Annotated in this window: 23 protein-coding genes; 10 read left to right on the plus strand and 13 right to left on the minus strand. The window is 70.6% G+C overall.

The annotated features are described in order from the left end of the window. Nucleotides 1-145 precede the first annotated feature (145 nt). Genes ACWCSU_RS46975 through ACWCSU_RS46990 form a run of 4 tightly spaced genes read left to right on the plus strand, consistent with a single transcriptional unit; the run spans nt 146 to nt 4770 of the window. A complete protein-coding gene (locus tag ACWCSU_RS46975; RefSeq protein ID WP_352325034.1) occupies nt 146-1057 on the plus strand; it encodes an ABC transporter permease in 912 nt (303 codons plus the stop codon). Further along, entirely contained in the window at nt 1054-1935 is an 882-nt protein-coding gene (locus tag ACWCSU_RS46980; protein WP_449942859.1) for a carbohydrate ABC transporter permease, read from the plus strand. The genes ACWCSU_RS46975 and ACWCSU_RS46980 overlap by 4 nt, the downstream gene beginning before the upstream one ends. Nucleotides 1936-1951: 16 nt before the next feature. Continuing rightward, nucleotides 1952-3574 (plus strand): hypothetical protein, encoded by a 1623-nt coding sequence (locus ACWCSU_RS46985; RefSeq protein WP_449942861.1) that lies wholly within the window; start codon nt 1952-1954, stop codon nt 3572-3574. Between the two features lie 26 nt (nt 3575-3600). Continuing rightward, nucleotides 3601-4770, plus strand: a complete 1170-nt coding sequence (locus ACWCSU_RS46990) for a Gfo/Idh/MocA family protein (RefSeq protein ID WP_449942864.1) — start codon at nt 3601-3603, stop codon at nt 4768-4770. Nucleotides 4771-4803: 33 nt separating this feature from the next. Here ACWCSU_RS46990 and ACWCSU_RS46995 read toward each other — a convergent pair whose 3' ends face one another. The 7 genes from ACWCSU_RS46995 to ACWCSU_RS47025 all read right to left on the minus strand — a co-directional run bounded on the left by ACWCSU_RS46995 (nt 4804) and on the right by ACWCSU_RS47025 (nt 11382). Next, on the minus strand, nt 4804-5895 hold the full coding sequence (locus tag ACWCSU_RS46995) for an SPFH domain-containing protein (protein WP_364095345.1): 1092 nt from the start codon (nt 5893-5895) through the stop codon (nt 4804-4806). A 4-nt stretch (nt 5896-5899) separates the two neighbouring features. Beyond that, nucleotides 5900-6331 (minus strand): NfeD family protein, encoded by a 432-nt coding sequence (locus tag ACWCSU_RS47000; protein WP_357696537.1) that lies wholly within the window; start codon nt 6329-6331, stop codon nt 5900-5902. An 89-nt stretch (nt 6332-6420) separates the two neighbouring features. Next, nucleotides 6421-7572, minus strand: coding sequence for an Ig-like domain-containing protein (locus ACWCSU_RS47005; RefSeq protein WP_449942867.1), 1152 nt, complete (start codon nt 7570-7572; stop codon nt 6421-6423). A gap of 78 nt (nt 7573-7650) precedes the next feature. Continuing rightward, nucleotides 7651-8754 carry a fumarylacetoacetase gene (gene fahA, locus ACWCSU_RS47010; protein ID WP_449942870.1) on the minus strand — a complete coding sequence of 368 codons (1104 nt, stop codon included), beginning with the start codon at nt 8752-8754 and terminating at the stop codon, nt 7651-7653. After that, the gene (locus ACWCSU_RS47015) at nt 8751-9524 is read right to left on the minus strand and encodes a hypothetical protein (RefSeq protein WP_357696531.1); all 774 of its coding nucleotides are present in this window, start codon (nt 9522-9524) and stop codon (nt 8751-8753) included. The genes fahA and ACWCSU_RS47015 overlap by 4 nt, the downstream gene beginning before the upstream one ends. Next, entirely contained in the window at nt 9506-10675 is a 1170-nt protein-coding gene (locus tag ACWCSU_RS47020) for a homogentisate 1,2-dioxygenase (protein WP_357696529.1), read from the minus strand. The genes ACWCSU_RS47015 and ACWCSU_RS47020 overlap by 19 nt, the downstream gene beginning before the upstream one ends. 77 nt (nt 10676-10752) lie before the next feature. After that, on the minus strand, nt 10753-11382 hold the full coding sequence (locus ACWCSU_RS47025; RefSeq protein WP_357696527.1) for a helix-turn-helix domain-containing protein: 630 nt from the start codon (nt 11380-11382) through the stop codon (nt 10753-10755). A 91-nt stretch (nt 11383-11473) separates the two neighbouring features. Here ACWCSU_RS47025 and ACWCSU_RS47030 point away from each other — a divergent pair, with 91 nt between their 5' ends. Genes ACWCSU_RS47030 through ACWCSU_RS47040 form a run of 3 tightly spaced genes read left to right on the plus strand, consistent with a single transcriptional unit; the run spans nt 11474 to nt 13841 of the window. Next, nucleotides 11474-12109 (plus strand): hypothetical protein, encoded by a 636-nt coding sequence (locus ACWCSU_RS47030; RefSeq protein ID WP_357696525.1) that lies wholly within the window; start codon nt 11474-11476, stop codon nt 12107-12109. Between the two features lie 39 nt (nt 12110-12148). Further along, nucleotides 12149-13303 (plus strand): NAD(P)/FAD-dependent oxidoreductase, encoded by a 1155-nt coding sequence (locus tag ACWCSU_RS47035; protein ID WP_449942874.1) that lies wholly within the window; start codon nt 12149-12151, stop codon nt 13301-13303. 58 nt (nt 13304-13361) lie between these two features. Next, nucleotides 13362-13841, plus strand: a complete 480-nt coding sequence (locus tag ACWCSU_RS47040) for a hypothetical protein (RefSeq protein ID WP_449942877.1) — start codon at nt 13362-13364, stop codon at nt 13839-13841. Here the strand turns inward: ACWCSU_RS47040 and ACWCSU_RS47045 are convergent. Beyond that, nucleotides 13833-15077: an MFS transporter gene (locus ACWCSU_RS47045; protein ID WP_357696519.1), complete on the minus strand. Its 1245-nt coding sequence runs from the start codon at nt 15075-15077 to the stop codon at nt 13833-13835. The genes ACWCSU_RS47040 and ACWCSU_RS47045 overlap by 9 nt on opposite strands. Nucleotides 15078-15304: 227 nt before the next feature. Here ACWCSU_RS47045 and ACWCSU_RS47050 point away from each other — a divergent pair, with 227 nt between their 5' ends. After that, on the plus strand, nt 15305-16591 hold the full coding sequence (locus tag ACWCSU_RS47050) for a hypothetical protein (protein ID WP_357696517.1): 1287 nt from the start codon (nt 15305-15307) through the stop codon (nt 16589-16591). A gap of 82 nt (nt 16592-16673) precedes the next feature. Here the strand turns inward: ACWCSU_RS47050 and ACWCSU_RS47055 are convergent, their stop codons facing one another. After that, entirely contained in the window at nt 16674-16874 is a 201-nt protein-coding gene (locus ACWCSU_RS47055) for an EF-hand domain-containing protein (protein WP_357696515.1), read from the minus strand. 142 nt (nt 16875-17016) lie between these two features. Here ACWCSU_RS47055 and ACWCSU_RS47060 point away from each other — a divergent pair, with 142 nt between their 5' ends. After that, complete coding sequence (locus tag ACWCSU_RS47060) at nt 17017-17532, plus strand: N-acetyltransferase family protein (RefSeq protein ID WP_449942880.1); 516 nt, start codon at nt 17017-17019, stop codon at nt 17530-17532. Between the two features lie 16 nt (nt 17533-17548). On the opposite strand, the gene ACWCSU_RS47065 is transcribed toward ACWCSU_RS47060, so the two are convergent. Then, complete coding sequence (locus ACWCSU_RS47065) at nt 17549-18427, minus strand: LysR family transcriptional regulator (protein WP_449942882.1); 879 nt, start codon at nt 18425-18427, stop codon at nt 17549-17551. Between the two features lie 62 nt (nt 18428-18489). Between ACWCSU_RS47065 and ACWCSU_RS47070 the strand changes: the two genes are divergently transcribed. Continuing rightward, complete coding sequence (locus ACWCSU_RS47070) at nt 18490-19473, plus strand: aldo/keto reductase (RefSeq protein ID WP_449942885.1); 984 nt, start codon at nt 18490-18492, stop codon at nt 19471-19473. A 4-nt stretch (nt 19474-19477) separates the two neighbouring features. Here the strand turns inward: ACWCSU_RS47070 and ACWCSU_RS47075 are convergent, their stop codons facing one another. The 3 genes from ACWCSU_RS47075 to ACWCSU_RS47085 form a co-directional block, all read right to left on the minus strand. Next, nucleotides 19478-20881 (minus strand): MFS transporter, encoded by a 1404-nt coding sequence (locus ACWCSU_RS47075; protein WP_449942888.1) that lies wholly within the window; start codon nt 20879-20881, stop codon nt 19478-19480. Between the two features lie 61 nt (nt 20882-20942). Continuing rightward, on the minus strand, nt 20943-21920 hold the full coding sequence (locus ACWCSU_RS47080) for a sigma-70 family RNA polymerase sigma factor (RefSeq protein WP_357696505.1): 978 nt from the start codon (nt 21918-21920) through the stop codon (nt 20943-20945). Between the two features lie 34 nt (nt 21921-21954). Next, on the minus strand, nt 21955-22362 hold the full coding sequence (locus ACWCSU_RS47085; protein ID WP_449942890.1) for an SgcJ/EcaC family oxidoreductase: 408 nt from the start codon (nt 22360-22362) through the stop codon (nt 21955-21957). Between the last annotated feature and the right edge of the window lie 72 nt (nt 22363-22434).

A 22434-nucleotide genomic window follows, 5' to 3' on the forward strand; every position in this document is an offset into this window, starting at 1 on the left:
TTAATTAGGTCACCGTTCTGTCACGGCCATGTCGCTGAGTGACATCGATCCGGCAGTCGTGCGTAGATCTGCTCGATTTAAGCTAGTTATTTGCATAAATCGGTACTAGCCTCCAGCCAATCCCGACCCGACTGGAGGTGAGCGTGTGGCCGCTGTCACCCTGCTTGAGCGGCTGAAGCGCGACTGGACGCTGCTGGCCCTGTGCCTGCCCGGCGTCCTGTATTTCGTGGCCTTCTTCTACGTGCCGCTGCTGGGCAACGTCATCGCCTTCAAGGACTACGCGCCGTTCCTCGGCATCGCGGGCAGCCCCTGGGTGGGCCTGGACAACTTCGTGATGCTGCTGGAGGAGCCCGAGTTCTGGAGCGCGGTCGGCAACACCCTGCAGATCACGGCGCTGCAGCTCGTCCTCTACTTCCCGGCCCCGATCGCGCTCGCGCTCCTGCTGAACTCCCTGATCGGCCACCGCGTCAAGCGGTTCATCCAGACCGTCGTCTACCTGCCGCACTTCCTGTCGTGGGTGGTCGTGGTGGCGATGTTCCAGCAGGTCATCGGCGGGGCCGGCACGGTGAGCTCGTTCCTGAACTCGCACGGCGTCACCATCGGCAACCTGATGTCGAACGCCGACACCTTCAAGCTCCTCGTGACCGCCCAGGTGATCTGGAAGGACTGCGGCTGGGGCACGATCATCTTCCTGGCCGCGATCACCGCGATCGACATGAGCCAGTACGAGGCCGCCGCGATCGACGGCGCCGACTGGAAACGCCGCCTGTGGCACGTCACGCTGCCCGGCATCCGCTCGGTCATCCTCATGATGCTCATCCTGCGCCTGGGCGACATCCTGTCCGTCGGCTTCGAGCAGATGGTCCTGCAACGGGAGGCCGTGGGCGCCGGAGCGGCCGAGGTCATCGACACCTACGTCTACTACCACGGCATCCGGGACGGCGACTGGGGCATGAGCACCGCGGCCGGCCTCATGAAGGGGCTCATCGGCGCGGCGCTCATCTACGCGGCGAACAAGCTCGCGCACCGCTTCGGAGAGCAAGGGATCTATCGATGAGGCCGCCGTGGATGGAGCGCCCGACCGTCGCCGGGCGCACGCTCAAGTTCGTCGTGCTGACCGCGATCACCGTGGTCGTGCTGTACCCGTTCGGGCTGGCCGTCGGCACGAGCCTGATGGGACGCGCCGAGAGCATCGCCAACGGCGGCAGCTACGTGCTCTGGCCCTCGCACCCTACGTTCGAGGCGTACTCGCTGATCCTGTCCGGCGGCGCGGTCACCCGGTCGGTGCTGATCAGCATCGGCATCACGCTCACCGGCACCGCGCTCAGCCTGATCTGCACGGTCTTCCTCGGCTACGCGCTGTCGCGGCGCGGCATGCTCGGCGGCAAGCCGATCCTGCTCATGGTGCTGGCCACGTTCCTGTTCACGCCCGGCATGATCCCGAGCTACCTGATGGTCAAGGAACTCGGGATGATCGACACCTACCAGTCGCTCATCGTGCCGGTGCTGGTCAACGCGTTCAACGTGGTCGTGGTCAGGTCGTTCTTCCAGAACCTGCCCGAGGAGCTGTTCGAGGCCGCCCGCATGGACGGGTGCGGCGAGTTCCGCATGATGTGGCGGATCGCGATTCCGCTGTCCAAGGCGGTGATCGCCGTCGTCGGCCTGTTCTACGCGGTCTCGTACTGGAACACGTTCTTCAACGCCATCCTCTACATCAACGACCAGACCAAGCACCCCATCCAGGTCGTGCTGCGGCAGTTCATCTTCCGCGGCACCGCGGCCACGGGCTCGGACGTCGCGATCGTGCGCGACCTGCCCGCCTCATCGGTGCAGATGGCGGTGCTCATCATCGCGCTCGTGCCGATCCTGCTCGCCTACCCCTTCCTCCAGAAGTACTTCACCAAGGGCGTCCTCACCGGCGCCATCAAGGGCTGAGAACCCGGGAGCAACCATGTCATCCATCATGTCCCGTCGTGGATTCCTCGGACTCGCGCTCGCCGGCGCCACGGTAGCCGGGCTCGCGGCCTGCGGAGGCGAGGGCGGCCCCGCGGGTGTGAAGCAGGGCGGCGCCGATCTGTCCAAGAAGCTGACGCTGCCGACGTACACCGCCGCCAAGATCCCCACGCCCGACCTGCCGATCGACGCGGGCCAGGACCCGGCGTACCTGAAGTACCCGAGCGAGCTGGTCAAGTCCGTCGCCACCGCGCCCGGCGACGGCCAGAAGATCACCTCGCTCACCCAGACGTGGGACGTCGCGCCGCCCGCGCCCGGCCAGAACACCTACCTCCAGGAGCTGGGCAAGGCCCTGGGCTCCGAGTGGAGCATGAACATCGTGGTGGGCGACGGCTACCCCGACAAGTTCAACGCCATCATCGCCAGCGACGACCTGCCCGACCTGGTCTGGTTCCCGCCGAACCAGGGTCTGCAGCGGGTGCCCGAGCTGCTGGCGGCCAAGTTCCACGACCTGACGTCGTACCTGAGCGGCGACGCGATCAAGAAGTATCCGAACCTGGCCAACCTGGGCGACGTGACCTGGAAGTCCGCGGTCACGGACGGGAAGCTGTACGGCGTGGCGGTGGCCTACAGCCGGTTCGGGCAGGTGTTCCTGGTCAACACCGACTACTGGGAGCCGGTCGGCGGCACGGCCTTCACCGGCGCCGACGACTTCCTGGCCAAGGCCAAGCAGCTGCTGGACGTGAAGAAGAACAAGTACCCGCTCGAACCGAGCTACTACAACCACGTGCACATGTTCAGCCACTGGTACGGCGCCCCCAACACCTGGAAGCTGGCCGGGGGCAAGCTGACCCACCAGTTCGAGACGCCCGAGTACCAGGCGGCCCTGGAGCTCGCGGTCAAGTGCTTCAAGGCCAACCTGTTCTGGCCCGACCCCGCCCTGGCCACCATCAAGGACAAGGTCGCCAACGGCCAGATCGGCGCGTACGTCGAGTCGTTCCCCGGCTTCCTCAACGACGCCAAGACCCAGAAGTACAAGCTGGGCGCGATCGTGCCCTTCGCGGCCACGCCGTCGTCCAAGCCGGTCTACAACGCCGGCCTCGGCTCGGTGGGCTTCACCTCGATCAGCAAGAAGGTGGACCCCAAGCGCATCGAGACCCTGCTCGGCGTGCTCAACTACCTGACCGCCCCGTTCGGCACGCAGGAGTACGAGCTGGTCAACTTCGGCGTCGAGGGCACCCACTTCACCAAGAAGGACGGCGACCTCGCCTTCACCGACAAGGGCGCGGCCGAGGTGCCCACCACGCAGCAGCCGCTCTCGTTCGTGATCGGCTCGCCGTCCGCGCTGTTCCTGCCCGGCCAGCCCGAGCGCACCAAGCTCATCCACGACTTCGAGACCAAGATCGCGCCTATGCTTCAGGAGCGCGTCACCACCGGCCACTTCTCCGACACCTACACGCAGAAGAACGGTGAGCTGAGCACCATGGGCAAGGACATGGTCGACGACATCGTGACCGGCCGTAAGTCGATGTCGGACTGGCCGGCCTTCGTCAAGAAGTGGCTGGGCAGGGGCGGCGAGGCGATGCGGGCCGAGTACGAGGCCTCCATCGCCAAGGGCTGACCGTTCTACCGTTTGAAAGGACACTTGTGGAAGACCTGCGCATCGGAGTCATCGGGCTCGGGCTGCGGACGAGCCTCGCCCTGGCCGCGCACCGGCCCGGCGAGGGCTCGGTCGTGGCGGCGCTGTGCGACTCCGACCCGGCAGTGCTCAAGACGAAGTCGGAGCGGTTCGAGGCGGAGTTCCTGACCGGGGAGTACCGCGAGCTGCTCGACCGGACGGACCTCGACGCGATCATCGTCAACACCCCCGACGACACGCACGAGCGCATCGCGATCGACGCCCTCCAGGCAGGCAAGGCCGTCTACCTGGAGAAGCCGATGGCGATCACCGTCGAGGGCTGCGACAACATCCTGAGGGTCGCCCGCGAGACCGGCACCCGCCTGTACGTGGGGCACAACATGCGCCACATGGGCGTGGTGCGGCTGATGCGCGACATCATCGGCAAGGGTGTGATCGGCGAGCCCAAGACCGTGTGGGTACGCCACTTCGTGTCCTACGGCGGCGACTACTACTTCAAGGACTGGCACGCCGACCGCACCCGTACCACGGGCCTGCTGCTGCAGAAGGCGGCGCACGACCTCGACGTGATCCACTGGCTGGCCGGCGGCTACACCACCCGCGTGAACGCCCTGGGCGACCTGATGGTCTACGGCGACCTGCCGCGCCGCGAGCCCGGGACGCCGCGGCCGGAGGGCTGGCTGCGGGACTTCGACTGGCCGCCCACCGAGCGGCGGGACCTGCACCACGTGGTGGACGTCGAGGACGTGTCGGTGATGAACATGCGCCTGGACAACGGCGTCATCGCCGCCTACCAGCAGTGCCACTTCAGCCCCGACTACGTGCGCAACTACACCGTCATCGGCACCGAGGGCCGCCTGGAGAACTTCGGCGACGGCCCGGGGGACACGGTCAAGGTGTGGAACACCGGCCCCACCTCCTACCGGGACGACTGCGACATCGCCTACCAGGTGCCGGCCGCGAAGGGCACACACGGCGGGGCCGACCCGCAGATCCTGGCCGAGTTCTGCCGGTTCGTCAGGGAAGGCGGAGCGACCGACACCTCACCCGTGGCGGCCAGGATGAGCGTGGCGGCCGGCTACATGGCCACGATGTCGCTGCGCGACGGCGGCATGCCGTACGACGTGCCGCCGCTGGACCCGGAGCTGGCCGCCTACTTCGACAACGGCCAGCGCTGAGCGACGCCGGGGCCGCGCGGGCCCCGGCGGACGTCAGCGGTCGCTCTCCTTGGGGGCGCTCTCGCGCTCGCGGTCCAGGTCGGCGAACGGGGACGGCTCGTTCACGGCCTGGGCGATCTGGCGCGGCCCCTTGGGGCTCTCGGCCTGCTGCGCGTCGGCGACCGCCTCGGCCGCCGCCTCCGTGGCCGCCGCGATCTCCTTGTCCAGCTCTTCCGACGGCCGGGGCTGATCCTCGCGGGTGGCGGCCGACTTCGGCAGCGCCTCGGTGAAGGCCTTCGAGACGCCCTGCAACGCCGAGGTGACCTCGCTCGGGATGACCCAGAACGTGTTGCCGTTGCCCTGGGCGAGCTGCGGCAGCACCTGAAGGTACTGGTAGGCCAGCAGCTTGGGGTCGGGGTCGTTGCGGTGGACGGCCTGGAAGACCTGGTCGATGGCGCGCGACTGGCCCTCGGCCTCCAGGATGGCGGCCGAACGCTGGCCCTCGGCCCGCAGGATGCGGCTCTGCTTGTCGCCCTCGGCCGTGAGGATCTGCGACTGTCGCGCGCCCTCGGCGTTGAGGATCGCGGCCCGCTTGTCGCGCTCGGCCCGCATCTGCTTCTCCATCGCGTCCTTGATGGTCTTGGGCGGGTCGATGGCCTTGACCTCGACACGGTTGACGCGGATGCCCCACTTGCCGGTGGCCTCGTCGAGCACGCCGCGCAGCTGGCTGTTGATGGTGTCGCGCGAGGTGAGCGTCTTCTCCAGGTCCATCGAGCCGATCACGTTCCGCATGGTCGTGACGGTGAGCTGCTCTATGGCCGTGATGTAGTTGGCGATCTCGTACGCCGCCGCCCGGGGGTCGGTGACCTGGAAGTACAGGACGTTGTCGATCTCGACGACCAGGTTGTCCTCGGTGATGACCGGCTGGGGACGGAACGTCACCACCTGCTCGCGCAGGTCGATCATCGGATAGACGCGGTCGACGTACGGGATGACGAAGTTGAGGCCCGGCTTGAGCGTGCGGTGGTAGCGGCCGAGCCGCTCCACGTTGCGCGCCCGCGCCTGCGGCACGATCCGCACGGCTTTGAGCACGGTGAACGCGGCGAAAAGGATGATCAGCAGTCCGGCTATCAGCAACGGGTCCATGTGCTCACTCCCGTGGATACACGAGGGCTGTGGCGCCCTCGATCTCGATGATGTCGACGGTGGCCCCGGTGGGGATCACCAGGGTCTCGTCATATGCGCGCGCGGACCACTCCTCACCCCCGATGCGGACCCGCCCGTCGCGGCCGGTGACCTCGGCGACCACGTACGCGGGCTTGCCGACGAGGGCCTCCACACCGAACCGCTGCAACGGCGGCTGCTGGAGGTGGCGGAGGGCGAGCGGCCGGATGACCACCATCCCGGCCGCCGACGACAGGGCGAACACGAGGATCTGCAGCGGGACGGGCAGCCCGACGGCGGCGGTCAGGGCGGTCAGGAGAGCGGCCACGCCCAGGAGACCCAGCGCCGCCGTGAGAGTGAACAGTTCGGCCACACCGAGGACGACTGCGAGGATTATCCAGATGACCCATTCATCCATGCTCCGGCCCTCCTGAACCTATAACGGGCCTGTGTGTGTGACTGGTTCCCCCTTACCACCGTAATCCCCCATTCGTCCGCAGGCACCCGTCACCTGCTGGACGGCGGCGCGGGCAACGCGCTTCCCTGGAGCCATTTGTCCCACGGAAGTTGCCAGAAACCCCACCCGTTGTCCCATTCCAGCTCGCGGGCCGTGCCGGTGATCAGGACGGGGTCGCCGCGCAGCGAACCGGCGTAGAACCAGGACGCCTGGTCGGGACGCGCGTTGATGCAGCCGTGGCTGACGTTTTCCTTTCCCTGGGCCCAGACATTGTCCTTCGCGTGCACGTACTCGCCGCTGTTGGAGATGCGCACGGCGTGCTCGATCAGCAGGTCGTAGTAGCCGGGGTCGCCCTTGGAGCGGCCGGGGGAGATCATGCGGACCGGGTTTCCCTTGTCCATGGTCAGGTGCATGCCGCTGGTCGTGGTGTATTCGCGGGTGGTGGCCATGCCGGCGCTGATGGCCATCTGCTGCACCACCTTGCCGTCGCGGCGCACGACCATCTGGTGGGTGCGGGTGTCGACCGTGCTGGTCTGCCTGCGGCCCACGGTGAAGGCGAAGGTGGAGTCGAGGGTGCCGTAGACGCCCGGCGCGGGGTGCACGCCGGCCAGGTGGGCGCTGACCATCACCTGCTGCCCGGAGGCCCAGAACCGGCGGGTGCGGTAGACCACCTGGGTGTCGCTGGTCCATCGCCAGGCGCCCTCGGCCGGGGTCTTCGTCGTGACCTCAAGGGAGCGCTCGACGGCCGCCTTGTCCTGGATCGGGGTGTCGAAGTCGATGACGACCGGCATGCCGACGCCGACGGTCTCGCCCGGCAGCGGCGCGGTGGCGGCCACCCCGAACGTCTGCTCGGCGGCGCGGGTGCGGAAGCGGCCCATGGAGACGGTGGACGGGCCGTTCTCGCCCGCGGCCGTGGCGGTCACCGTGTACTCGGTCGCGGGCTTGAGCGTCCAGTCGGAGCGCCACGTGGTGTGCGAGGCGTCGAACCGGCCCGGGACGTGCTCGCCTCCCTCGTAGACCAGGACCTGGGACAGCCGGCCGCCCCGGGCCGTGATGACCAGGCCCTTGTCGGGACGGGCCCGCTTGGAGTCGAGAGCGGGGAAGACGTGCACGACCGCGGGCGCGGTCGCGGACTCCGAGACGGGACCGCAGCCGCAGCAGGCCAGGAGGAAGCCGACACACAGGATCGCGGCACGCCGCACGTCACTCTCCGAGGGCTTTCCGAGGGAAGGGGAGTTCCCAGGTTAGCGGTGAGCGACGGTCGAAGCACCCTGAGTTACTTATCCGATGGTTCCGGACACCTCGCCCAATGTCAGGTCGCCGGCGGTGGCCCGGATCGTCACCGTGTCGCCGTCCTGGAGGAAGGTGCGGGTGTCGCCGCCGGACAGCTTGATCGGGTCGGCGCCGTTCCAGGTCAGCTCGATGAGCGAGCCGCGCTGGTCGCGTTCGGGGCCGGAGATCGTGCCGCTGGCGAACAGGTCACCGGTGCGCAGGGAGGCGCCGTTCACGGTCATGTGGGCGAGCATCTGGTCGGGCGTCCAGTACATGCTCGGGTACGGCGGCCGCGAGATCACGTCGCCGTTGAGCAGGACCTCGACGGCGATGTCCAGCCCCCAGTCGCCCTGCCTGCGCAGGTAGTCCAGCGGCTCCGGGTCCTGGGCGCGGCCGGGGATCCTGGGCAGCGCCTCCAGCGGCGTGACCCAAGGCGAGACCGAGGTCGCGAACGACTTGCCCAGGAACGGGCCGAGCGGCACGTACTCCCACGCCTGGATGTCGCGCGCGCTCCAGTCGTTGACCAGCGTCACCCCGAACACGTGGTCCTCGAACGCCCCCGCCGGCGAGCCCAGCTCGGACGGCACGCCGACCACGAACCCCAGCTCGGCCTCGATGTCGAGCTTGGCGCACGGCCCGTAGACCCCGGCCCTGAGCTGGCCCAGCGGCCGCCGGACCGGCGTGCCCGACACGACGACCGTGCCCGCCCTGCCGTGGTAGCCGACGGGCAGGTGCCGCCAGTTGGGCAGCAACGGCTCGGCGTCGGGACGGAAGATGCGGCCGATGTTGCTCGCGTGGTCGAGCGAGCAGTAGAAGTCGACGTAGTCGGCCACCTCGAACGGCAGATGCATCCGCACCTGGTCGAGCGGGATCAGGTGGCTCTCGGTGACCGAGGAGTCGCCGGTCAGCTTGTTCTGGATGAGGGCCCTGGTGTCGTGCCAGGCCGAGCGGCCCCGGGCCATGAACGGGTTGAGCGAGGGGGCGGCGAACACCTCGTCGTGCAGCGCCGCGGCCAGGTCGAGCACCTTGTCGCCGTACCTGACGCCCACTCTCGGCGGTTCGCCCCGGCGGGAGAACACGCCGTAGGGCAGGTTGTCCACTCCCCAGCTCACTGGATCACTCCTAGCGTCCGCAGGTCCTCGATGGGCGTGCCGGTGCTGCAGGAGCCGTAGCTGACCAGCAGCCGCCGCGCCCGCTTGGCGGTCTCCTCCGTCACGGCCCCGGCCAGCCGGACGAGGTGGCCGACGTCGGTGGTGCGCAGCACGGGTGCGGGATCGCGCCCTTCCACAGCCTCGCAGACGGCCAGCAGCAGGTTGAGGAAGCCGTGCCGGTCGACGCCGAGCGCCGGGTCGAAGTGCCGCACCGCGTGGTGCAGCCCGGCCGTGGCCTTGAACGGGACGTCGGCGTCCACGCAGGACCGGATGAACGCCGCGAGGTGCTCGACCGGCGGGAACGCCTCGGCCTTCAGCCCGCCGCAGCGCACCTTCAGGCCCACCCCGTCGGGCACGCCGGTGACCTTCTTGTCCGGCGGGACCTCGACGAACAGCCGTACGTGCGCGGGGAGGCCGAGCCGCCGGGCCAGGCCGGCGACGGACTCGTCGGCCCCGAGCGGGATCTCCACGAAGTCCACCGGCAGGTCGCCGAACTCGGGGACCTCCGGCGTGTCCACGATCACCCCGATGCGCCGCGGCCGGTAGGCGTGCCCGCGCAGCCGGTCGAGCCGGCTGGCCGGGCAGAGGAAGCGGTGGGTGAGCACGTCGTCGCCGCGCTCCAGGTCGCGCTGGTTGCGGGTCAGCGCCTCGTCCATGTGCAGGGAGGTCGGCGGGAACAGGCCCGCGTCGTCGACCAGTTCGGTGTAGAGAGTCATCGTGCCCAGGTCCATGCGTAGCCGGGGTCCTCACAGGACAGTGCGCCCTGCCCGAGGTCGAGCGGCCGGAAGGTGTCGACCATCACGGCCATCTCGCTGGTCGTGGTGACGCCGCGGGCGACCGCGTCGATCACCGCCTCGACCGCGCCGGGCTGCGGGCCGTGCGTGAACCCGGCCGGGTGCAGCGAGACCGAGCCGACGTCGATGCCCGAGCCCTTGCGCGCGGTGTAGTCGCCGCCCACGTAGAACATGAACTCGTCGGAGTCCACGTTGTGGTGGTTGTACGGGATCGGGATGGCCTCGGGGTGGTAGTCGAGCGGCCGCGGGCAGAACGAGCAGACCACGAACCCGGGCCCCTCGAACGTCTGGTGCACCGGCGGCGGCGCGTGCGTCTTCTTCACGATCGGCTCGAAGTCGTCGATGTTGAAGGCGTACGGATAGAGGTAGCCGTCCCAGCCGACCACGTCGAAGGGGTGGTTGCGGTAGACGAGCCTGGTCAGGCCGCCCCGCGTGCGGACCAGGACGGGCACCTCCTCGCCCTCGACGAGCAGGGTCTGCGAAGGGGCGCGCAGGTCGCGCTCGCAGTACGGCGCGTGCTCCAGGAACTGCCCGTACTGGGACAGGTAGCGCTTGGGCGGCCTGATGTGCCCGGACGCCTCGATGGCCAGCACGTTGACCTGGCCGTCGGGGACCCAGCGGTGGATCGTGCCGGTCGGGATGATGACGTAGTCGCCCTCGCCGGCCTCGATGACGCCGTACGTGGACTCGAAGCGGACCGAGCCGCGCTGCACGTAGACGCACTCGTCGCCCATGGAGTTGCGGTACAGCTCGCTCGGCTGGTCGCTGGTGGCGTACGACAACCGGACGTCGGCGTTGCCGGCGAGCAGGATGCGGCCGTCGACCAGGTCACCGGCGCCGGCCAGCTCCTGGGTGCGGAAATGGCGCGGGGAGAGCGGCAGGTTGGGCTCCAGCCGCGTCGCCGACGTGGGTGTGACCGCCTCGGCCTTGATGATCGCGGTGGGCAGGTAGCGGTGGTAGAGCAGCGAGGAGTCGGACGAGAAGCCCTCCTCGCCCATCAGCTCCTCGGCGTAGAGGCCGCCGTCCGGCCGCCTGAACTGCGTGTGCCGCTTACGTGGCACTTCCCCAACGACGCGGTAGTACGGCATCCGCCCTCCATGTTGTCCGATTACCGGACGCATGTGTCCTCTATGTGTGACCACCGTCCGCCATCGGTGTGGAGATGTCAACCCAGCGCGGCGGCCAGCTCGGCGGCCGCCGCCACCACGCGCGGCCCCGTCCCCTCCTCCAGCGGGCCGAACGTCACCACCCCCACCGAGGCCTCCAGCCACGGCAGTCCGGTCACGGGGGCGGCGATGCCCCGCGCCCCCTCCTGCAACTGCCCCTCCGTCACGAGGTATTCGTCCCGGCCCTCGCGCAGGGCCAGGATCGCCCGGCCCGCCGCGCCTTTCGCCAGCGGATGACGCGACCCCTCCCGGTAGGCCACGTGCATGTCGGTCCAGGACGGCTCCACCACCGCCACCGCCAGCCCGTCGTCGCCCTCGGCCACGGTCAGGTGGGCGGTCGCCCCCACCTCCTCGGCCAGCCGGCGCAGCGTCGGCACCGCCGCCGCCCGCAGCAACGGCTGCACGGCCTGGGCCAGCACCAGCACCCCGAACCCGAGGTGCACCCGCCCCTCGGCGTCGCGGCGGACGAACCCCTCGTTCAGCAACGTCGTCAGCAGCCGGTAGACCACCGGCCGGCTCAGCGACAGCTCGGTGCTCAGCTCCGTGGGGGTGCGCCCGCCCTTCCCGTCGGCGAGAAGTCGCAGCAGGCGCAGCCCGCGTTCGAGCGTCTGGGCGGATTCGGCGGCCATGACTTCGATTATGGAGTGGCGGGCGACGGTGGAAGAGCAGTGAAAGAGCGCGGCGAGGGGGTACGTAGGACAAGAAGCGTCGGGGGGGAAGATGCGGCAGAGGTGGCTGTTCCTGGTTGCCGGGCTGGCTCTCTGCGCCCTGCCGCCCCCCGTCCCGTCGCTCACGACGCCGATCGCGCACATGGCGAGGGAGACCCTGATCGACCCGCCCGACCGGGCGAGCGAGCGGCTGGTGGAGGACACCTTCTACCTCACCCAGGGCATCACGGTGAGCCAGTGGCTGCTGCCGGTCGCCAAGGGGGTGGCCTTCCGCCCCGGCTACGTCGCCGTGGGAGTCAGGGTCGACGCGAGCGGGCGGCTGTACGGCACGCCCTCACGCGTGGGCACGTTCATCGCCCCGGTCGGGCTCTGCACAGGGCAGTCGTGCGAGGAGCAGCTCATCACCCTCGTCGTGCTCGGGAACGTTCCATGGGAGCCGCGCGAGCTGACCTTCCCCGGCCGGACAGGCATCGCGCTCGGCGGCGAGATCGGCATCAACGGCGGCCCCCAGGGCGTGATCCCGACCTTCAGCGTGACCGACCACGCCAAGCTGCCCGCCGGCGTGACGATCGGCCCCGACGGGCACGTGGGCGGCGTGCCCCAGGCGGCCGGCATCTCCGAGGTCCCGGTGCGCGTCTGCGTGGCGGGCAACTGCGCGGGCGTCGTGGTCCGGTTGATCATCGTCTGAGCTCTTGCGCGGGCGCGGTCCTGAGGTCACGGTGGTTCCATGAAATCGGTCATTGTGGTCGGAGCCGGTATATGGGGGTCGTCGCTGGCGTTGCGGCTGGCCGAAACCGGCTGGCAGGTGACTCTGGTCGAACAGCACAAGCCCGGACACGTCCGGCAGGCCAGCGCGGGTGAGACGCGGCTCCTGCGCTGCGCCCACGGCACGGACGACTGGTACGCGCGGCTGGCCTGGGAGGCGCGGGAGGGCTGGCGGCGGCTGGGCGAGCGGGCCGGCGAGGAACTGTTCCTGGAGTCGGGCATGGTGTGGTTCGCGGCCCGGCCGGACGGGTGGGAGCACGCCAGCGCCCAAGTGCTGAAAAATCTGGATATACCTGCTGAGGTGCTCGATCCGGCCGACGGACGGCGGTTCTTCCCCGACTACCGTGGCGACGACCTGAGCTTCCTGCTGTGGGAGCCGCACGCGGGCGTGCTCAGGGCGCGGCGGGCCACCCAGGTGACCGCCCGGCTGGCCGTGGCGGCCGGGGTACGGCTGGTCAGGGCCAAGGCGGCGCCCGTGCCGGGGCTGAGCGCGGTCGAGGTGGACGGCGAGATCCGGCGGGCCGACCGGGTCGTCTGGGCGTGCGGGGCCTGGCTGCCGGGCCTGTTCGCCGTCCCGGTCACGGTGACCAGGCAGGACACGGTGCACTTCGCCGCGCCCGCCGCCTGGTCGACCCCCGAGACGCCCGCCTGGGTGGACTACGGCTCCTCGGCCTACGGGCACGGCGACGTGGACGGGGTCGGCGTGAAGGCCACCTCCGACGCCGAAGGGGAGCCGTACGAGCCGGAGGAGGGCGACCGGGTGGTGGACCCGTCCGCGGTCGAGCAGGCCCGCGGCTACCTGCGGCGCAGGTTCCCGTCGCTGGCGGACGCGCCGGTGCTGTTCAGCCAGGTCTGCCAGTACGCGCTCACCCCCGACGCCGAATGGATCATCGCCGAGGACTCGCCCGGCGTGTGGCTGCTCGGCGGCGACTCCGGGCACGGGTTCAAGCACGCCCCGGCCCTGGCCGCGTACGTGGCCGCGACCCTGGACGGCGAACGCGTCCCCGAACCGCGTTTCGGGCTCGGTCACGAGCGCGCGGCGGCCCGTGGCCTGCGGACGAGCGGTGACCTCGGGGTAGGGCCCGCCTCACCGGGATTCGGGGGACGACGGGCGTGATCCGCGCGGGCGCACAGCGCAGACTTCCCCTGTAACCGACGAATACAGGGAGCCCGCCATGACCACCGCCCTCGCCTCGCAGACCGCCCAGCCCGGTACCCCCCAGCCGCCGCCCGTCGTGCACGCCGCCACGCTGCTGTGGCTGTCGGCCGTGGCGGCGGGGGCGTTCGAGACCGTGCTCGCCGTCGGCAGGGAGTTGTACGAGGGCACGTCCGGCGTCGTGGACCTGCTGCCCGGCGCCGGGCTCCGGGTGGTCGTCTTCGTCGCCGCGGTCGTCCTGGCACTGCGGATGCGCCGGGGTCAGAACTGGGCCAGGCTGACCTTGGCCGTCGGGCTCGGTGTGTTCGGCACGTTGTCGCTGGTCGTGGGGCCCGTCCAGTGGCTGTTGCACGGCGGCTCGATCGCCGAGGCCGCCGCGGGGGCCGACACGGTCGCCTGGCTCTTCACGATCAGCCGCGTGCTGCACCTGACGGCCGTGCTCGGGGCCGTCACGCTGATGTTCCAGCCGAGGGCCAACGCCTGGTTCCGCTCACGGTGAGACCGGCTCCGGCTCGGGGGCGCGCAGGTTGCGCACCCCCGGCGCGGCCAGCGCGGCGAGCGTGGACAGCACGACGAGGGCGGCGCAGCCGAGCAGCGCTCCCTCGGTGCCGAAGGCCACCGCCGCCGGCGCGGCCAGCATCAGCCCGATCGGCCCGAACATCAGTGACCCGAGCGCGTCGTACGAGCTGACCCGCGACAACGACTCGGCCGGGATCTCGCGCTGCATCGTCGTCTGCCACAGCACGCCGAAGACGTCGAAGCACACACCCAGCACGAACGCCCCCGCCACGATCGCCCACAGCGGCGCGTCGAGCCCGAGCAGCACGTACGGCAGCGCGGTCGGCAGGCACAACAGCGTGCCGAGCAGGATCGGCCGGCGCGGGCGCAGCCGCAACGACACCAGCACCCCGGCGATCGTCCCGACGGCCTCGCCCGCCAGGAACGCCGTCCAGGCCGCCGGCCCGCCCAGAGTCTCCTTGGCCAGCAGCGGCCCGAGCACGCCGTGCCCGGCCTGGATCGCCATCACCAGCACCGAGAACTGGGCGACCACCACCCAGATCCACTGCCGCGAGCTGAACTCCCGCCACCCGTGGCGCAGGTCGGCCAGCACCGAGTGCCGCTCCGCCGCCGCGCGCTCGGCGGGGGTCGGGCGCAGCAGCGCGATCAGCACGCCGGCCAGCGCGAACATCGCGCCACTGACCAGCAGGGCCCAGCCGCCGCCGAACAGCAGCACCGTGCCGCCGCTCAGCACCACCCCGGCCACGCGCGAGGCGTTCGCCCCGAGGCCGAGCAGCGCGTTGCCGGCCTGCAGCCGCTCGGCGGGCACGACCTCGGGGATGATGCCGGTCAGCGCCGGGAACATGATCGCCATGCCCACGCCGCAGGCGGCCGCCGCGACGCTCATCACGGGCAGCGGCGCCCAGCCGGTCAGCAGCATCGCCGCCAGCGCGAAATAGCCCAGCGCCATGAGCAGCTCGCCGGCCATCATCACCCGCTGCCGCGGCAGCCGGTCCGCGATCACCCCGCCGAGCAGCATGAACACGATCATGGGCAGTGACTCGGCGGTGAGCACCACCGACAACGTCGTGGCGTTCGCGCCGGGCAGTTCGAGGATGCCGAAGGCGAGCGCCACGGGCGCGAAGGCGCTGCCGAGCATGGAGATGGTCCGCGCGGACAACAACAGGGCGAACTTGCGGTCGCGGAGCAGCCCGAGGTCGCGGAGGTAGCTGTGCACTGGGCCGGTCCCCTCAAAAACGGTCAAAGCCGAACTATTCTGCCGTCCTTGCGCGGGTGTTGTCGTCCGAATATTCGGCGTGACGGTCGTGGGGAGTCGCCGGTGGCCGGCTCGACCGAGGGGCTTGCTGGCTGTGGGGAATCGGGGTGGATCTCATTGAACGTTGTTGATCGTCCAGATATTGTGCTATCTGCCCACGATCACCCCCACATGGGAGTAAAGGCGCCATGCGACTGCGGAAGATCTTCGTCATCGGACTGGCCCTGTCGTTGCTCGGCGTCGGTGTTCCCGCCTGGTCGGAGGACGATCCACGGGGCTGCAACGACCTGATGTCCGCCGACACCCCGGCGTACGTCGTCTGCCGCTGGCTGGCCACTCCCGACGAGGCCGCCGACATCGCCCGGTTCTGGCTGGACAACGACGGCAAGAACATGATCGACTCCGGCCCGATGCGCGAGATCGTGGTCGACTGCACCGAGCCGGGCAACGAGTGCGCGACCGACTCCGAGGGCGACGGCGAGATGCACGACGTCGGCTCCCCGGACGTCGACGGCGCCGAGGACGGCGGCACCCCCGACGACTGCCAGGACGGCCAGAAGTGCTACGTCGACCCTGACGAGATCTCGGCCGCCGCGAAGACCGCCGCCGCCGAGAGCCCGGCGGGCCAGGCCGTGAAGAGCGCGGTCGGCGCCGGCCTGCGGACCTGGATCGAGACCGAGCTGGCCGACGACTACAAGGCCGGCAAGCTGGCGGAGGCCGCCAAGAAGGTCGCCGCCCTGGCCGCGCAGCCGGGGGTCGTCGGGATCAGGTTCACCTCGCAGCTCGGCTACAACCAGACCTTCGCCACGGCGGAGGAGCTGGACAAGTTCGTCACCGAGACCACGACCGCGCTGCGCAACCTCGTGCCCGGCAAGAAGCTCGCGGCGCACACGGTGGTGCCGCTGTTCGGCTGTGGCGCCAACGACGCCTGCAAGGCCGAGATGACCAAGAAGTATCCGCTGCTCGACCCGGCCCGCATCGGCGCCTGGCTGTCCGGCGGCCAGATCGACCAGCTGACCCTGGACACCGGCCACATGGCCACCGAGTACGCCACCTGGAAGATCGACGCCAACGAGGCCCAGCGCAACCAGTGGATCCAGGTCCGCGCCCGCGCCTGGGACGCCTACGCCCAGATCGCCGCCGAGGACGCCGGGTTCACCGCGGCCGGTACCTCCAAGCTCACCGCCGAGCAGGCCACCCAGGCCATCACCGACCGCATCGCCGCCCCGCTCCAGGCCGACGCCGCCGAGACGGTCGTCCTGTGGAGCCGCTGGCAGGACGCGCAGGGCCAGGTCAACCGCGTGTACGGCGAGAAGTGGGCGGCCAACGCCACCTGGGACCAGCTCAAGAAGCTCGGCACCGTCCGCCCGAGGCTGGCCACCGTCTACGACTACAGCAGCCCCGAGACCGACGTCGCCACCGACATCAAGAACCTGTCCGAGGTCTTCGGCCAGGTGTACCTGCACACCGCCTGACGGAAACCGCCCGGTTCCGCCCGCCCGCCCGCCCGTACGGGGGGCGGGCGGCAGGAGTTCGCCTAGCAAGGGGGCGGCTCGGTCATTTCTGCAGGAACGCGCCGAACTCGTCCACGTCGATGAGGCCGTCGCCGTCCTTGTCCAGCTTCCGCACGCCTGCCTGGGCGGCCTCCAGGGTGACGGGCTGGCCGAGCACCTCCATCAGGCGGACGAGCTCGACGGCGGAGATGCGGCCGTCCTTGTCGGCGTCGATCAGGTCGAAGGTGATGGCATGGTCGTTCATCGGGGGTGCCTTTCCTGTGTTACCGGTGCGTCGGGTCAGACCTTAGTGGCGACTTCCCGAAACAGGCCGATGAATTCGGGGTGATCGCCGGAAGAGCGGGGCTTTGCGTGATTTGCGGTTCCCGGGGTGATAGCACGGATGGATGCGTATCCGAAAGGCGACCCCGGCCGACGCCCAGGCGATCGCCGAGGTTCACGTACGGTCCTGGCAGGCCGCGTACCGCGGGCTCGTCCCTCAGGACCATCTCGACCGCCTGGACCCCGCGGCACGGAGGCCCGGCTGGGAGCGTTGGCTGGCCGGTACGGCCTGGCCCAGGCAGGGAGCGCTGGTCGCCGAGTCCGACGGACGGGTCGTCGGCTTCGCCGGCGTGCTGCCCGCCCGGGACGGCGAGGACGGCGCGACGGTCGCCGAGGTGGCCACGATCTACCTGACGCCGGAGAGCTGGGTGCGGGGCATCGGCCGGGCGCTGATGGACGCGGTCCTCGCCGCCCTGACCGAGGCCGGCTACCAGGAGGCCGTCCTGTGGGTGCTGGACACCAACGTCCGCGCCCGACGGTTCTACGAGGCCGCCGGATGGCACGACGACGGCGTGGCCAAGGAGGACGGCAGCCGGGGCTTCGTCCTCACCGAGGTCCGCTACCGGCGCTCGCTCGCCTGACCGGCCCCCCGCCGCGTCAGACCGTGGTGGCGGCCTGTTTCAGGGCGTCGACGAAGGCGGTGACGTGGGGGCGGACGTCCTGGCGGCGCCAGGCGATGGCGAGCCGGCCCGGCGAGAGGCCGGTCACCGGGCGGTAGACCATGCCAGGACGCTTGTACAGCGCCGCGTTCCCCTCGGCCACGAGGACGACGCCCAGGCCGCTGATCACCGCCTCGAACACCTCCTCGGGCGTGTTCGCGGTGACGCCGACGACCGGGTCGTCGTCTCGCGCGTCGCGGGCGAGCCAGAAGTCGCGCAGCGGGCCGGCGGCGGCGGGCAGCGCGATGAACGGCTCGTCCCGCAGCTCGGCGAACGGGACCTCGGCCATCCCCGCCAGCCGGTGCCCGGCCGGCATCGCCACCCCACGCTCCTCGGTGACCAGCACGTGCGTCTCCAGCCCCGGCGGCACCGGCAGCCAGATGAACGCCACGTCGGAGGAGCCGTCGGCCAGGCCGCCGCTCGGGTCGTCCCAGCCCACGAGCCGGAGCGAGACCTCCCATCCCGGCCGGGCCTGCCGGAACAGCCGCAGCGCCTCCTGCTGCAACCCGCGGCCGACGGCCGTCTGCATCCCGATGACCAGCGTCCCGGCGGGGGCGGCGGCGCGTGCCGTCTCCACCCCGGCGGCCCAGCGTCCGAGCAGGTCGCGGGCCACCGGCAGCAGCGCCTCGCCCTCGCGGGTCAGCGTGACGCCGCTGTGCACCCGTTCGAGCAGCGTGAAGCCGAGCTGCCGCTCCAGCACCCTGAGCTGCTTGGACAGGGCGGGCTGCGAGACGAAGAGCCGCTCGGCGGCGCGCGTCACGTTCAGTTCCTCGGCCACCGCGACGAAGTAGCGCAGCTCCCGCAGATGCACGTCCATAACCGTTGGTTATAGCAAAGGGTCTTGGACGCCGCGCGCCCTCCGGCGGCACGATCTCCGTCATGAAGACACGTGAACTCGGAACACTGCAGGTCCCCCCGCTCGGTTTCGGCGCGATGGTGCTCTCGCCCGGCGTGTACGGCGACATCGACGACACCCGGGCCGCGACGGCGTTGCGGGCGGCCCTGGACGCCGGCGCCACCCACATCGACACCAGCGACGCCTACGGGGTGGACGGCCACAACGAACGCCTGGTCGGCCGCGCCCTCAAGGGACGGAACCGGGACGAGGTCGTGGTGGCCACCAAGTTCGGCCTGACGATCCCGGACGGCGAGCCGAGCCGCCCGCACCCGGTCGGGTACGCGTTCAACGAGCTCCGCGTGAACGCCGACCCGCGCCTGGTCCGCCGCTACGCCGAACGCAGCCTGCGCAACCTGGACACCGACGTGATCGACCTCTACTACCTGCACTACCCGGACCCCGGCGTCCCGGTGGAGGAGACGGCCGGCGCGATGGCGGACCTGGTGCGCGACGGCCTGATCAGGCACATCGGCCTGTCGAACGTGACGGCGGAGCAGCTGAGGGCCGCGCACGCCGTCCATCCGGTGACGGCCGTGCAGAACGAGTGGTCGATGTGGCGGCCGGTGGAGCCCGCTCTCCTGGCCGCGGCCCGCGAGCTCGGCGTCGGCCTGGTGGCCTGGAGCCCCCTGGGCAACGGGTTCCTGACCGGCACGGTCCAGCGGCTGGACGAAGGCGACTTCCGCCACAACGCACCCCGGTTCTCGGCCGACAACCTGGCCAGCAACAACGACCGGTACGCCCCGATCCGCGCCCTGGCCACCAGCCTCGGCATCACCCCCGCCCAATTGGCCCTGTCGTGGCTGCTGCACCAGGACGAGCACGTGGTGGCGATCCCGGGCAGCCGCACCCCGGCCCACATCCGGGAGAACCTGGCCGCGGCCGACCTCACCCTGCACCCCGACACTCTGGCCAGGATCGACGAGGCGCTGGCCAGGTTCGACGTGAGCGGCGGCACCCTCCTCTGAACGCTCAGGGCGTCGCGGGGGAGTCCGCGCTCCGGCCGGTCAGGACCACCCGCAGGGCGCACAGGGCCCCGCCCGCCAGCAGGACGATGACCGCGACGACGACCCGCAGGAGACCGTCGGCCGAGGAGGGCGCGGCGAAGTACACGCTGCCGAGCCCGGCGACGGCGGTCACCCCGGCGAGCACGGGCCCGGTGGCGTTCAGGGCCGAGAGCGCGGAGGCCAGCCGGGGCTCGACCAGCGTGGTGATGCGGGCGATCAGCGGGCTGTACCCGGCGGCGTGCCCGGCCCCGGCCAGGAGCAGCAGCGGTACGGCCACCACCGGCCGCCACTGGTCACGGCACAGGAGCACCAGCAGGCCCGCTCCGGCCGCGAAGGCGATCGGACCTACGACCGGCAGGACGCGCCGCAACCCCGGCGGATAGCGGGTCCAGCTCAGGCTGAGCGCGCCGAAGCCCAGGGCGTACGGGACGAAGGCCAGCCCCGCCTGCAACGGCGAGTACCCCAGCGCGGTCTGGAGGTGGAGAGTGAGGGTGAGCAGGAAGACGGTGTAGCAGCCCATGACGGTCCAGCAGGCGGCCAGCCCCGGCTTGACCCCGCTCGGCCGTACCGAGGCCAGGTCCAGCAGCGGATGGCGCGCCCTGGTCTCATGACGGACGAACGCCACCGACAGCGCGGCGCCGCAGGCCAGCGAGATCCACACCCAGACGGGCCCGCCCAGGTCGCGGCCGAAGATCAGCGGGACGGTGATCGCGGCCATGGCCGCGGTCAGGAGCGCCACGCCGCCCGGATCCAGGCGCGCCCGCCTGTCCCCGGGGGAGGCCGGCAGCAGGCGCGGGCCCACGGCCAGCGCGATCACGCCGATCGGGACGTTGATCAGGAAGACGGGCCGCCAGGACAGGCCGAGGAGGTCGGCGCTGACGACCAGCCCTCCGACGACCTGACCCAAGGCGACGCCCAGGGCGAGCACCATGCTGTAGAGGCCGATCGCCCTGCGGCGCGCCACGCCCTCCCAGTGCGTCTGGATGAGGGAGAAGATCTGCGGGGTGAGCAGCGCCGCCCCCACGGCCTGCGCGACGCGCGCGAGCACCAGGACGCCCACGTCGGGGGCCAGCCCGCACAGCAGCGACGCGCCGGTGAACCAGCCCAGCCCGAGCAGGAACGCCCGCCGCTGCCCGACGACGTCACCGATGCGCGCGCAGGTCACCAGGAGCACGCCGACGGTCAGGAGATAGCCCGACACGACGAGCTGGATCGCCGTGCCGCCGGCGTGGAGGTCTTCGCTGATGCTCTGCGCGGACACCGACACGATCGAGCCGTCCATGGAGGCCATGACCTGGCCGGTGAGCAGCACGGCGAGCATCGGGCCACGGCGTACGACCGTCGCCCGGGGAGGAGCGGAAAGGATCACGCGTCCAGCATCGGCCGCCCGCCCCCGCCCGGTCTTGAAGAAATTTGCGCGCCGGCCGTGGTCATCGCGTGGCGTCGAAGCCGGCCGCCATGCCGAAGGGAGCGAAGAGCTCGGCGCCCTGGAACACCGAGTTGCGGCTGATGCCCTCGGCGGTGACGGTGAAGATCTGGAGGGTGTGGGGCTCGTACCGGTCGCCGACGCGCTGGAAGGCGCAGAACCCGGGCTGGCCGTTGGCCGTGATCGCCTCCAGCCGCCAGTCGGTGCCGGCCGCCTGGAAGACCCATTCCATGAACAGGCCGTAGTTGACGCGGCCGGCGAACCAGTTGAGCATCGGCGGCATCTCCATGATGACGTCCTCGGTGAGCAGCCGTTTGAGCCCTTCGACGTCGGCGTGCTCGAACGCCTTCATGTAGCGGTCGATCCAGCCGCGCTGTTCGGCCGCGGGCGGCTCGTCGAGCGGTTCCCGCCGGACGCCGGCCTCCTTCACCCGGGCACGCGCCCGCTGCAGGGAGCTGTTCACCGACACGACGGTGGTGCCGAGGATCTCCGCCGCCTCCGAGGCGGAGAAGCTCAGCACGTCACGCAGGATCAGCGCGCCGCGCTGCCGCGCCGACAGGTGCTGCAGGGCGGCGGCGAAGGCCAGGCGCAGGCCGCTGCGCGCGACCACGGCGCCGGCCGGGTCGCCCCCGTCCAGCATCGAGTCGGGCAGGGGCTGGAGCCAGGCGAGGTTCTCCCCCTGGACGAACGGCGCGAGCGGCTCGGACGCCGCCACCAGCCCCGACGGCAGCGGCCGCCGCCCCCGCACCTCCAGGGCGGTCAGGCAGACGTTCGTCGCGATCCGGTAGAGCCAGGTGCGCAGGGAGCTGCGCGTCTCGTCGTACTGGTCCCGGCTCCGCCATGCCCTCAGGTAGGTGTCCTGGACCAGGTCCTCGGCGTCGTGGACCGAGCCGAGCATCCGGTAGCAGTACGCCAGCAGCTCCGTCCGGAAGGGTTCGATCCGGAGGTCGAAGCCCTCTTCTCCTGGCGTCACCGCGCCCACGCCCTTTCCTCGCCCCCTGCACCTTATGGGTAGATCAGCCGGCCGCCACAGCCGGACTGTTGTGATAGGCCGCGAGCAGCCAGGCGCCGTCCCGCTTCTCCAGCACCCAGGTCGCGTGCACCATGCGCTCGGCGGGGACCTCGGTCTCGCCCGGGAACTTGACGCCGGTCTCGCTCACCGCGATGGCGGCGCTCTCGCCCAGGAAGCGGAGGCTCTCCAGCCTGTCGACGGTCGTGCTGCCCTTGAGGTAGGACGCGAAGCCTTCCGCCATGTTCCGGCGGACCTCCTCCTTCGACGTGCGCCGGCTGCCGGGCATGATCGCGGTGGCGTCCTCGGTGTAGTCCTTGACGAAGGCGTCCGCGTCGCCGGCGGCCCAGGCCTGGTACAGGTCCTCCAGCACGGCCTTGATGGCGGCCACGTCGTGCGCTCGGTTCTCGGTCATGACTGTCTCCTCATCGTTCGTGACGGTTCACGGATACATACCGGCGAGGCTCCCGGAACTCATCGCGCTCCC

The organism is Nonomuraea sp. NPDC001699 (assembly GCF_053596455.1).

Excerpts from the sequence above, each read along its gene's own strand:
- ACWCSU_RS47015 (WP_357696531.1), bottom strand. The coding sequence starts at position 9,524 with ATGGACCTGGGCACGATGACTCTCTACACCGAACTGGTCGACGACGCG.
- ACWCSU_RS46980 (WP_449942859.1), top strand. The coding sequence starts at position 1,054 with ATGAGGCCGCCGTGGATGGAGCGCCCGACCGTCGCCGGGCGCACGCTC.
- ACWCSU_RS47070 (WP_449942885.1), top strand. The coding sequence starts at position 18,490 with ATGAAGACACGTGAACTCGGAACACTGCAGGTCCCCCCGCTCGGTTTC.
- ACWCSU_RS46985 (WP_449942861.1), top strand. The coding sequence starts at position 1,952 with ATGTCATCCATCATGTCCCGTCGTGGATTCCTCGGACTCGCGCTCGCC.
- ACWCSU_RS47035 (WP_449942874.1), top strand. The coding sequence starts at position 12,149 with ATGAAATCGGTCATTGTGGTCGGAGCCGGTATATGGGGGTCGTCGCTG.
- ACWCSU_RS47060 (WP_449942880.1), top strand. The coding sequence starts at position 17,017 with ATGCGTATCCGAAAGGCGACCCCGGCCGACGCCCAGGCGATCGCCGAG.
- ACWCSU_RS47050 (WP_357696517.1), top strand. The coding sequence starts at position 15,305 with ATGCGACTGCGGAAGATCTTCGTCATCGGACTGGCCCTGTCGTTGCTC.
- ACWCSU_RS47055 (WP_357696515.1), bottom strand. The coding sequence starts at position 16,874 with ATGAACGACCATGCCATCACCTTCGACCTGATCGACGCCGACAAGGAC.
- ACWCSU_RS47085 (WP_449942890.1), bottom strand. The coding sequence starts at position 22,362 with ATGACCGAGAACCGAGCGCACGACGTGGCCGCCATCAAGGCCGTGCTG.
- ACWCSU_RS46995 (WP_364095345.1), bottom strand. The coding sequence starts at position 5,895 with ATGGACCCGTTGCTGATAGCCGGACTGCTGATCATCCTTTTCGCCGCG.
- ACWCSU_RS47000 (WP_357696537.1), bottom strand. The coding sequence starts at position 6,331 with ATGGATGAATGGGTCATCTGGATAATCCTCGCAGTCGTCCTCGGTGTG.
- ACWCSU_RS47040 (WP_449942877.1), top strand. The coding sequence starts at position 13,362 with ATGACCACCGCCCTCGCCTCGCAGACCGCCCAGCCCGGTACCCCCCAG.
- ACWCSU_RS47030 (WP_357696525.1), top strand. The coding sequence starts at position 11,474 with ATGCGGCAGAGGTGGCTGTTCCTGGTTGCCGGGCTGGCTCTCTGCGCC.
- ACWCSU_RS47025 (WP_357696527.1), bottom strand. The coding sequence starts at position 11,382 with ATGGCCGCCGAATCCGCCCAGACGCTCGAACGCGGGCTGCGCCTGCTG.
- ACWCSU_RS47020 (WP_357696529.1), bottom strand. The coding sequence starts at position 10,675 with ATGCCGTACTACCGCGTCGTTGGGGAAGTGCCACGTAAGCGGCACACG.
- ACWCSU_RS47065 (WP_449942882.1), bottom strand. The coding sequence starts at position 18,427 with ATGGACGTGCATCTGCGGGAGCTGCGCTACTTCGTCGCGGTGGCCGAG.